At 37.8% G+C, this 9,391-nt stretch carries 8 protein-coding genes and 1 pseudogene; 6 read left to right on the top strand and 3 right to left on the bottom strand.

Annotated features, from left to right (window positions below; genetic code table 11):
- Positions 1-290, bottom strand: a pseudogene (locus Q0L68_RS01390) (hypothetical protein); the annotation flags it as partial.
- Positions 291-373: 83 nt separating this feature from the next.
- Here Q0L68_RS01390 and Q0L68_RS01385 point away from each other — a divergent pair.
- A complete protein-coding gene (locus Q0L68_RS01385) occupies positions 374-766 on the top strand; it encodes a DUF302 domain-containing protein (RefSeq protein WP_296698340.1) in 393 nt (130 codons plus the stop codon).
- Here Q0L68_RS01385 and Q0L68_RS01380 read toward each other — a convergent pair.
- Entirely contained in the window at positions 763-1,386 is a 624-nt protein-coding gene (locus Q0L68_RS01380) for a LysE family transporter (protein WP_296698337.1), read from the bottom strand. The two genes, Q0L68_RS01385 and Q0L68_RS01380, sit on opposite strands and share 4 nt — an antisense overlap.
- Positions 1,383-2,933 carry a GH3 auxin-responsive promoter family protein gene (locus Q0L68_RS01375; protein ID WP_296698335.1) on the bottom strand — a complete coding sequence of 517 codons (1,551 nt, stop codon included), beginning with the start codon at positions 2,931-2,933 and terminating at the stop codon, positions 1,383-1,385. Before Q0L68_RS01375 ends, Q0L68_RS01380 begins: the two co-directional genes overlap by 4 nt.
- Positions 2,934-2,982: 49 nt before the next feature.
- Between Q0L68_RS01375 and Q0L68_RS01370 the strand changes: the two genes are divergently transcribed.
- The 5 genes from Q0L68_RS01370 (at position 2,983) to Q0L68_RS01350 (ending at position 9,253) form a co-directional block, all read left to right on the top strand.
- Positions 2,983-3,651 (top strand): YggS family pyridoxal phosphate-dependent enzyme, encoded by a 669-nt coding sequence (locus Q0L68_RS01370; protein ID WP_296698332.1) that lies wholly within the window; start codon positions 2,983-2,985, stop codon positions 3,649-3,651.
- Positions 3,652-4,230: 579 nt separating this feature from the next.
- Positions 4,231-4,626: a DUF423 domain-containing protein gene (locus Q0L68_RS01365; RefSeq protein ID WP_296698329.1), complete on the top strand. Its 396-nt coding sequence runs from the start codon at positions 4,231-4,233 to the stop codon at positions 4,624-4,626.
- Positions 4,604-5,914 (top strand): D-alanyl-D-alanine carboxypeptidase, encoded by a 1,311-nt coding sequence (locus Q0L68_RS01360; protein ID WP_296698325.1) that lies wholly within the window; start codon positions 4,604-4,606, stop codon positions 5,912-5,914. Before Q0L68_RS01365 ends, Q0L68_RS01360 begins: the two co-directional genes overlap by 23 nt.
- Before the next feature lie 911 nt (positions 5,915-6,825).
- Entirely contained in the window at positions 6,826-7,947 is a 1,122-nt protein-coding gene (locus Q0L68_RS01355) for a hypothetical protein (protein ID WP_296698322.1), read from the top strand.
- A gap of 262 nt (positions 7,948-8,209) precedes the next feature.
- The gene (locus Q0L68_RS01350) at positions 8,210-9,253 is read left to right on the top strand and encodes an LD-carboxypeptidase (RefSeq protein ID WP_296698320.1); all 1,044 of its coding nucleotides are present in this window, start codon (positions 8,210-8,212) and stop codon (positions 9,251-9,253) included.
- The last annotated feature ends 138 nt before the right edge of the window (positions 9,254-9,391 follow it).

Raw genomic sequence — 9,391 nt, 5'->3', positions numbered from 1 at the left:
GAATTCCAATAAATATTCATTTGGTGAAAAGCTTTGGTCTGCCCTGTAGAATTACCGGCTCCTATTCCTCCCCAGATGATATTTCCCAATGCCCAGGAACCCAAAATAATCATTCCAGATTGATTGTAATTTATCCTGGTTTCGTTAAAATTATTCAAGTCTGGAATCTCTTGAGAGAAAGCATCCCAAGGAAAAAAAACCATCAGAGTCAATACTAATAAAAAAAGAAATGGTTTGTTTCTCATAGAATCAAAACTTATATATCGATGAAGTGTTTTGAATGGCAGCATTCTACTTAATTTAAACTGATGTGATAAATCGCACTGAAAAATTAACAATTGGTTGGTAAGTTAGGGCGTTAAATAAGAAAAACATGAGCTACTTTCAATCAAAACAACTATCTGCAAATTCTCTTCAAGACGTAAGAAATAGAGTAGAAGAACTACTTAAGAAAGAAGGTTTCGGGGTTTTAACCGAAATAGATATTCAGGCGACTATGAAGAAAAAGCTTGATAAGGACTATAAACCATTTTTAATCTTAGGAGCATGTAATCCGGTTTTTGCTGATAAAGTATTGCAAATCGACCCACAAATAGCAACTCTTTTACCTTGTAATGTAGTAATCAGGGAAATTGAAGAAGGAAAATATGATGTATCTGTTATGGATCCTTCTACTGCTATGGGAGTTGTAAATAATCCTGAAATTGGAAAATTTGCTTCTGAGGTCCGCGAGAAACTAATGAATGTATTAAATGGCTTGAATTAATTCAGATAAGTAAGAATTAACATTCTGATTCCAAATCCGATCATGATCAGGCCTACAGCTTTGTTAAGCCATCCCATCATTCTAGGAGTCACCAAATGTGAAAGTTGTTTTGCTATAAATGCTTTTAAAAGGTCAATACTAAATACTGTTCCTAAAATCCCCAGATAGTAAAACCATATTTCGGAGGTCCCAAAAGAATCTTTGATCTGAACGATACTCGCAATGGAGATCCAAAATAAGAGTACAAAAGGATTGATTCCATTGATGCTGAATCCCTTAATAAAGGCTGATCTTTTTTTGATTTGAGGAAAATCCAGACCTCCGGAATTAGGTCGAGAAACTTTTTTCCGCAACAAAGAACTAATCCCGAAACCAATCAAAATCATGCCTCCCACGTAGCCTAATACCAGTTCAAAATAAGTGGCATCTGCCAAAAACTTAACCCCGAAAAAAGTGAATACCACGTAGATGCTATCACTTGCTAAAATACCCAATGCCAAAACTGCAGCATAGCGAAAACCATGGGTCAAACTGCTTTGGATCAAAGTAAAAAACACAGGACCTACCAATGCAGAAAGCAAAAGCCCCATACTTACACCTTCAATCAATGCGGGATTCATGAAATCTTATTTTTTGATTTGATGAATTCCAACCAGGAAGCGGATTTCTCACCTTTTAGAACTCTCGGAAATTTATTTTGACCTCCTTCTTTTCCATTCACTTTCATCCATTCATAAAAATAGGAAGATGGTACCACATCCACATTTACTTCTTTCAGCGCATGTTTCCGTTCTACTTCATAGTCATCATTCAGTGCTTTCAAATGTCTATCCAAAGACTTTTTTAAGTCGTTGGAATCCACTTTATCACTAGTACCTACAAACCAATGATGCGCAAAAAGATTTTTGTGAGGAACTCCCAAAACAGTGAATTCCCGAATCGAAATATTTAATTCCTCTGAAGCTAACTCAATGGCCTTATTCATATTGTCCACTGACAAATGCTCTCCACATAGACTCAAATAATGTTTTGTTCTACCAGTTATGACAATTTCACTTTCTTCTTTGGAAACAAAACGCACCACATCTCCTATCAAATATCTCCAGGCTCCTGCACATGTACTGATCAAAAGCGCATAATCTACCCCTTCTACTACTTCATCAATTTTTAAAGTAGTTGCGGTATCACGGATATTTCCCTCATCATCGAAGTTTTCTTCAGTAAAAGGCACGAATTCATAAAAAATCCCATTATTTAATACTAATCGCATAGACTTGCGATTCGGTAAGGCCTGAAAAGCCAAAAATCCTTCGGAGGCCAAATAGGTTTCAATGTAGATTAGCGGCTTCCCCAAAAGCTTTTCAAAACCCTTTTTATAAGGCTCAAATGAAACGCCACCATGAACGAAAATCTGTAGATTCGGCCAAATCTCATGGATATTATTGACTCCATATTCCTCAATTATCTTTTCAATCAAGATCTGAAGCCAAGCAGGAACACCCACAATGATCCCGATATCCCAATGAGGAGCTTTTTTGACAATCTGATCTAGCTTTTCTCCCCAGTTTTTGCTTTTTGAAATCTTTTTTCCCGGCTTGTAGAATTGCTGAAACCAAATAGGGAGTCTACCTGCAGTGATACCACTCAAATCACCCGAGAAATAGGTTCCGTTAAATTCCAGATCTGTACTTCCCCCTAGCATCAAAATTCCTTTGGTGAATAGAGAATTCGGTAGATCATATTTAGAAAGAGATAAAATCTGCCTAACTCCGGTTTTTCGAATTGCTCTAACCATGTCCAAAGTGATCGGAATATATTTAGAAGTAGCACCGGATGTCCCACTACTCAAAGCAAAATATCTTACTCCTCCCGGCCAGGTTACATCCCGCTTTCCTTCCTGCAATAAATACCACCATTCGGCATGTATTTTATTGTAATCGTAAATAGGAACCTGAGCTTTGTACCGATCATAGAATTCATGGTTCCCAAGTTTGAAACCTCTAAGAATTGCTGAGAAATCATACTTTGATGCTATCGCGGTATGATTCGCTTTGATTAATAATTTCTTGAGCGTATTGCGTTGGAGTTCGAGAGGCATAGAATATTCCTGTTCTAAACTTTCTCGGAGTCTTATACCTCTTTTTAGTAAAGTACTGATGATCGCCATATCTTTGTTTTAGGCCTAATAATTAAAAAGTAAAGCATAAAAATAGAAAATGGACATTAAAGCCAATCTAGAAGCAATAAAAAAAACTTTTATTAATCCGAACTGTCTATTAGTGGCAGTAAGCAAAACCAAACCTCTTTCTGATCTCAAAGAGGCTTATAAGTGCGGAATACGGGATTTCGGAGAGAATAAAGTTCAAGAAATCCAAGTCAAACAACCAGAGATGCCTGATGATACCAAATGGCATATGATTGGCCATTTGCAAAGCAACAAGGTGAAATATATTGCTCCATTTGTACATTTGATTCATGGGGTTGATTCCTTCAAATTACTAAAGGAAATAAACAAGCAGGGGAAAAAGATCGATCGGGTTATTCCAGTTTTGCTGCAAATTCATATCGCAGAAGAAGAAAGCAAATTCGGATTTGATGCCCAAGAACTTAAAGAAATGATTCAGGATTCGAGTTTCACATATCTTAGCCACGTGACTATCAAAGGATTGATGGGAATGGCCACATTTACTGAGGATGAAGATCAAATCAGAAAAGAATTCAGAAGCTTAAAAGGTCTTTTTGAAGAATTAAAAAATGAAAGCTTACCACCATTCGTTCAGTTGGAAGAGCTCTCCATGGGTATGAGTGGCGATTATCTCATCGCACAGGAAGAAGGAAGCACGATGGTGCGAATAGGATCGGCGATCTTTGGGACTAGAGGGTAGGAAGTGGAAATTATGGAGGTATGGAGGTATGGAGTTGGGAAGTTTGAAGTATGAATGCTTAAGTGAAAAAGCTGAAAGGTTTACATATTAAGTGGAACATGGTATGAAATCTATTAGTTGAATCTAGAATTTAGGAAGGCCTGCCGAAGGTTTGCAATCGTTATAGCCCAAGGTTTCAACCCTGGAAAAAAAAGAACATTGACCCACCTCCTGCCCCGAATTAGCTTTTAGAAAAGAAGCAATATTGCAGGAGGACAAAGACAAAAACAGAGAATTGAATTAACACCGAATAATGAAGGTAAAATTTCAAATAGGAAGTCCGATCTTGGATAAAAATGAAAACCGAAAGTATGCAGTAGGCATGAAATACCTATAGCCCTGGGTTTCAACCCAGGGTAAAAAATAATCAATAAACAATCCCTCCTGCCCAGAATTTTCCTTTGGAAACCAATAGAATTCGCAGGAGGACAAAGACGAAAACATAGAATTGAACCAACATCGAAAAATGAATGATGAACCTCGAATGACAAAACTAGATCTTTGAACATTTCGAAAATTTTGGTGAATAAAAAATAACATATGAACGGAAGGCAAATAATTATGATCGCAGCACTTTCAGGCGCCTTGGCGGTGGGACTTGGAGCCTTTGGCGCACATGGGCTTCAAGAAATACTAGCTTCTACCGGAAGAGAGGAAACATTTGAAACAGCAGTCAAATACCACTTTTATCACACCTTAGCTTTGGCACTCATAGGTCTTATTCAGCTGGTTCGCCCAAAATGGAAAAGCCTCCAATTCAGTGTCTGGAATATGATCGGAGGAATTGTCATTTTCCCTGGTTCTCTCTACATTTTGTCTTTGACAGGAATTACCTGGTGGGGAGCCGTGACACCCTTAGGTGGAGTATTTTTCATCTTGGGTTGGTTGGGTTTATTTTATGCAGCATTAAGAAATGATCAAATTGTCGTTGACTAGAATCTCCTTATCGGTTTTTGTTTTTTTATACCTTGTTAGTAGTATTTCTTATGCCCAACTCAATCGAGAACAATACGAAAAACTGGAACAGGCTGTAGGAGAACAGAGCTTTTTTGCAAAGCATCTTTCTGGATTCGAATTGTATGATTTGGACAATCAGTTGGTAGTCTATGAAAGAAATAGTGAACAACGATTTATTCCTGCCTCTACTACCAAACTCTTTACTCTTTTCTCAAGCCTGATAATTCTAAATGATTCTACACAGACCATTCGATATGTCACTAATGAAGACACTATCCGAATTTGGGGATCGGGTGATCCTAGTTGGAAATATAAAGAACTCTATCAGCCAGATATCAAATCCTTCATAGCCCCTTTTAATACTGTCATCTTTTCCGATTCTAATCAAGATGCTCCGGCCTTTGGCTATGGATGGCAATGGGATGATTATTATTATGATTATTCAGCCGAGCGTACTTCACTTCCGATTTATGGTAATTTGGTTCAGGTTAAAAAATCCGGTAACAAACCCATCGTTTCCCCTGCCCGTTTCCAATCATCTGTCTTCACCACCAGCCGAAGTATTCGAGAATTGGAGCGCGATTTTCACTCAAACAGATTTTATTACAACCCTAATAATTTCAGAGGAAGCGAGGAATTTATTCCTTTTATATCGACTCCGGAGTTATTCACTGAACTAGCAACTGAAGCAACAGGAAAAACCTGGGTTTATCAATCAGATAGTTTGCCAAAAATCCACCAAGAATGGCGAGGTGCTCCTCTCGCTCCTATTCTAAAAGAAATGATGCTGGAAAGTGATAATTTTCTAGCTGAGCAACTCATACTGATGGTTTCTGATCGCCTTTTCCAGCGACTGGATACTGAGAGAGCTATAGAATACATGCTCAAGACTTACCTTTTTGACCTGCCTGATAAACCTCAATGGGTAGATGGTTCTGGGCTAAGCAGACATAATCTGATGACTCCGAGATCTATGGTAACCTTGTTTGAAAAAATCTACCGTATGATGCCTGATCAGGAACTTTTTGACATCTTACCCACCGGAGGAGTTTCCGGTACAATTGAAAATAGCTATCAAGCACAGACTCCTTATATATTTGCAAAGACCGGTACTATGAGCAATAACCATAGTTTAGTCGGCCTGATCAAAACCAAATCGGGCAAACTATATTGTTTTGCTTTTATGAACTCCAACTATCCTTATAAAGCCTCCGAAGTCAGAAGAGAAATGGAAAAGGTAATGGTTATGGTAAGGGACATGCTCTAAAGTGGGAAGCTTGCCTGCCGTAGGTAGGTTGAAGGCTCGAGATGTTGGATGTCTTTTTTGACCGTCATACCGAGAGAGGAACGAAGCAATCTCGTCATGATAACCTTAACCTTATTTCGTCCAAACTTAGAGGCGGTTTCTTTATAAACCGTAAAGACCACAGAATCTCACGCAAAGGCTCAAAGGATGTGATTTTGGACTGGGCTTAGAAAGGAAATTTTCAAATTCTAAAGAATATTAATGCGTAGATATGATAAATGCTTAGAGCGGTTGTATTTTTATAACTGGAGAGCAAACGAGGAGAAATCTCTTATTTCTCAAAAGGTAGAATGTCCAGTCAGAATATTTAATTCTAAGAAGTCTATCAACTATTGAAAAATTATTTATGAAGTTGTAATGAATCTATCGTCGCATGGTCTAAAAAGCAAAAACCAACAAAACCATAAAAAAACACCTGATTCTATACCTTCTGATAGTTGGACTAGTATTCTCTTCTTTTGCACAATGGTCTTTTGCTGTGAAAGTCAGTGGAAGCGGTCAACCCAATCTTTTGATTCCGGGTCTTGCTTCTTCAGGGGAAGTTTGGGAGGAAACTGTCAATCAATTATCTCAGAGTTACGAATGTTATAGGCTTACACTAGCTGGATTTGAACGATAGTCTCTAGGAAAAAAGTTGATTTAGGAATACATAAAACCTGAAAAATAAACTTAAGGTAGCGTATTATCCCGATTGACTTAAAATTGTTTTTTAAACACTAAATAAAGTTTTTAAAATTGATACAAATGTTTTTTATTCTTACATTAACATGAAATTCTTTCAATAATTTGTATCCAGCTTTAATTTTTCTTTAGCTGAATCTTGTTTGAAGAATTAATTCTTTATTCATCTTTTAAACATTTATCAAAAATTTATGAAACAACTAAAATGGAAATTTAGCCTAACGCGGCTAAGTTTAATTTTGGCCTTGTCCGGCGGGCTTTTATTTTCTGCCTGTTCCACGGTAGAAAATGATCCTGATACTTCGGATCTGACCAACGTAGTAACCGATAAAGCGCTATCGAAATTAAATCCCAACCTGATCCAAATAGAAGGGACATTTTTGGAAACTTCCTCAGAAGGAGAAGCAACTAATGCACAAAGCAGAGGGATCCCTTCTGATGAAGTCAGATTCAATATTGATTTGAAATTTGTAGTTGAACCAACAGAAAGACAAAGAAAAGTTTTCGAATCAGCAGTAGAACGTTGGGAAAGAATTATTATCAAAGATGAAGCAGATCTGACAGGAGTAACTATTCCATCTTTCTATCCAGGTCAGCCAGATGTAGTAACTTCCGAGGGAGTTCTGGATGATATTGTCATAGAAGTCAACCTGAGAGAGATAGATGGTCCTTTGGGTATTTTAGGAAGAGCTGGTCCGACATGGATTAGAGCTGAATTCGAATCGACTGAGGGTTTTACATCTTTAGCAGGAATAATGGAATTTGATGTGGCAGACTTAGAATATTTAGATGAACTAAATCAATTTGAAAATGTCATTCTCCATGAAATGGGCCATGTTTTGGGAATTGGTACACTTTGGAGACTTGGAGATTTTGGATTTGATGTCGAAAATTTAATCAACCTAAATACAATCGAGCAAATATTTAATCCGGATTATCTAGGCAATAGGGGTAATTTGTTCTGGAAAACTGAAGGTGGTAAAGGTTTACTACCAGTGGAAGGCGTGTTTTTCAGACCTGATGGAACTCCATTTATTCGTCAAGGAACTTCTTTTGGCCATTGGGATGAGGATGCTTTGTTTAATGAACTTATGACTGGCTTCCTAAATGGCGGTGTAGATAACCCATTAAGCAGAATCACAGCAGGTTCTGTAAGAGATCTTGGCTATGGTGCAGCAACTGTTGGTGAGCGTTATGAGCTTCCTGCTCCATCTGAAGCTGCCAGAACAAGTAACTCTGAGGATGGAATTAACATCGCAGAAAGCGAAGAGTTATTTACACCAATCGGAGTAGTTTTTGGGAAAAGAAAGTAAAATCACAGGATTATTTATCAAAAAGCCCGATTTAGATTCTAGATCGGGTTTTTTCATATTCTTCAGGTCCATTCAAAATTAGATTTTTCCTTCCTGACGAAATGACTTGAATCAATTATTTTTTGAATCCCATTCATTATAAAATAAAGCCTATGCATGCTTTTAAGATAGGGTGACAATAAGAAACTACCAATTGTCCCTTTCCTCTTGAGTCAAGCGATAAAAAAAACTTATTTTCACATTTCGAAAATAAACCAATCGAATGCAAAAACGCGATTTCTTAAAATCTCTTGGCTTAATGGCCAGTTCGGCCGCGGCACTCTCTTTTACAATTCCAAATAAGGAAGACTATGCTAGAACATTAAAACCCCATGGTATCAAAAAAGGTGATACCGTAGGACTCATCAGTCCATCGGCTGCTTCAGCGGACAGAATGCAATTTACCTTTGCAAAGGAAGCCTTGGAAGCTTTGGGATTTCAGGTGAAGCTTGGAGAAAATGCGAAAAACAGAAGAGGGCATCTAGCTGGGACCGATGAAGAACGGGCGGCAGATTTAAATGGAATGTTTGCAGACCCTGAAGTCAAAGCAATCATTTGTATCCGAGGAGGATCCGGTGCTGCCAGGATCTTGCCAATGATCGATTATAAATTGATTTCAAAAAACCCAAAACCCTTGCTAGGTTATTCGGATATCACAGCACTTCATTCTGCTATTCAAGCTCAGACAGGTTTGATTACTTTTCATGGGCCTAATGGATCAGGGAGTTGGAATCCATTTAACGTGGAGCAATTTGAAAAAATGTTTTTCAAAAAGGAAATGATCCGTTTTGAAAATGAAATCTCCAAAAATGATGACCTGGTAGCCAAGTCAAATCGAACCCAAACCATAAAATCTGGTATGGTAGAAGGGATAATTCTTGGAGGCAACCTGACCGTTTTGACAGCAATTTCCGGAAGTCCATATTATCCTGATTTTAAGAACGCCATCCTCTTTATCGAAGATGTTGGAGAAGATCCTTATCGCATCGATCGTATGATGAGTACTTTGAAGTTAAATGGAACCTTGGGTCAGATTAAGGGATTTATTTTTGGTCAATGTAGTGATTGTGAGCCTGGTGGCGGCTATGGTTCTTTGACCGTGGATCAAGTTTTGGATGATTATATATTGCCTTTAAATATTCCAGCCTATACCGGAGCGATGATTGGCCATATTTCAAAACAGTTTATTGTGCCTGTTGGAGCTACCGTAAAAATGGATGCTGATGCCGGAACTTTTACAATGATTGAGTCCGTTTTTGAATCCTAAGAATCACTATGAAAAATTCATTTATATTGATCGCATTTCTTTTTCTTGTAGGATGCCAAGAATCAAAGAAAGAAACTGAAATTATAATGGACGAAAATTATAAATTATCCTACTTGGCACTAGGTGATAGTTACACCA

This window comes from Algoriphagus sp., assembly GCF_024642405.1.
In the GTDB taxonomy this organism is placed as follows: Bacteria; Bacteroidota; Bacteroidia; order Cytophagales; family Cyclobacteriaceae; genus Algoriphagus.
Note: the sequence above shows the minus strand (reverse complement) of the source record. Positions and strands in the feature narration are given on the sequence as shown.

Coding starts and splice junctions, on each gene's coding strand:
- Q0L68_RS01375 (WP_296698335.1), bottom strand. CDS start 2,933: ATGGCGATCATCAGTACTTTACTAAAAAGAGGTATAAGACTCCGAGAA.
- Q0L68_RS01370 (WP_296698332.1), top strand. CDS start 2,983: ATGGACATTAAAGCCAATCTAGAAGCAATAAAAAAAACTTTTATTAAT.
- Q0L68_RS01360 (WP_296698325.1), top strand. CDS start 4,604: ATGATCAAATTGTCGTTGACTAGAATCTCCTTATCGGTTTTTGTTTTT.
- Q0L68_RS01380 (WP_296698337.1), bottom strand. CDS start 1,386: ATGAATCCCGCATTGATTGAAGGTGTAAGTATGGGGCTTTTGCTTTCT.
- Q0L68_RS01350 (WP_296698320.1), top strand. CDS start 8,210: ATGCAAAAACGCGATTTCTTAAAATCTCTTGGCTTAATGGCCAGTTCG.
- Q0L68_RS01365 (WP_296698329.1), top strand. CDS start 4,231: ATGAACGGAAGGCAAATAATTATGATCGCAGCACTTTCAGGCGCCTTG.
- Q0L68_RS01355 (WP_296698322.1), top strand. CDS start 6,826: ATGAAACAACTAAAATGGAAATTTAGCCTAACGCGGCTAAGTTTAATT.
- Q0L68_RS01385 (WP_296698340.1), top strand. CDS start 374: ATGAGCTACTTTCAATCAAAACAACTATCTGCAAATTCTCTTCAAGAC.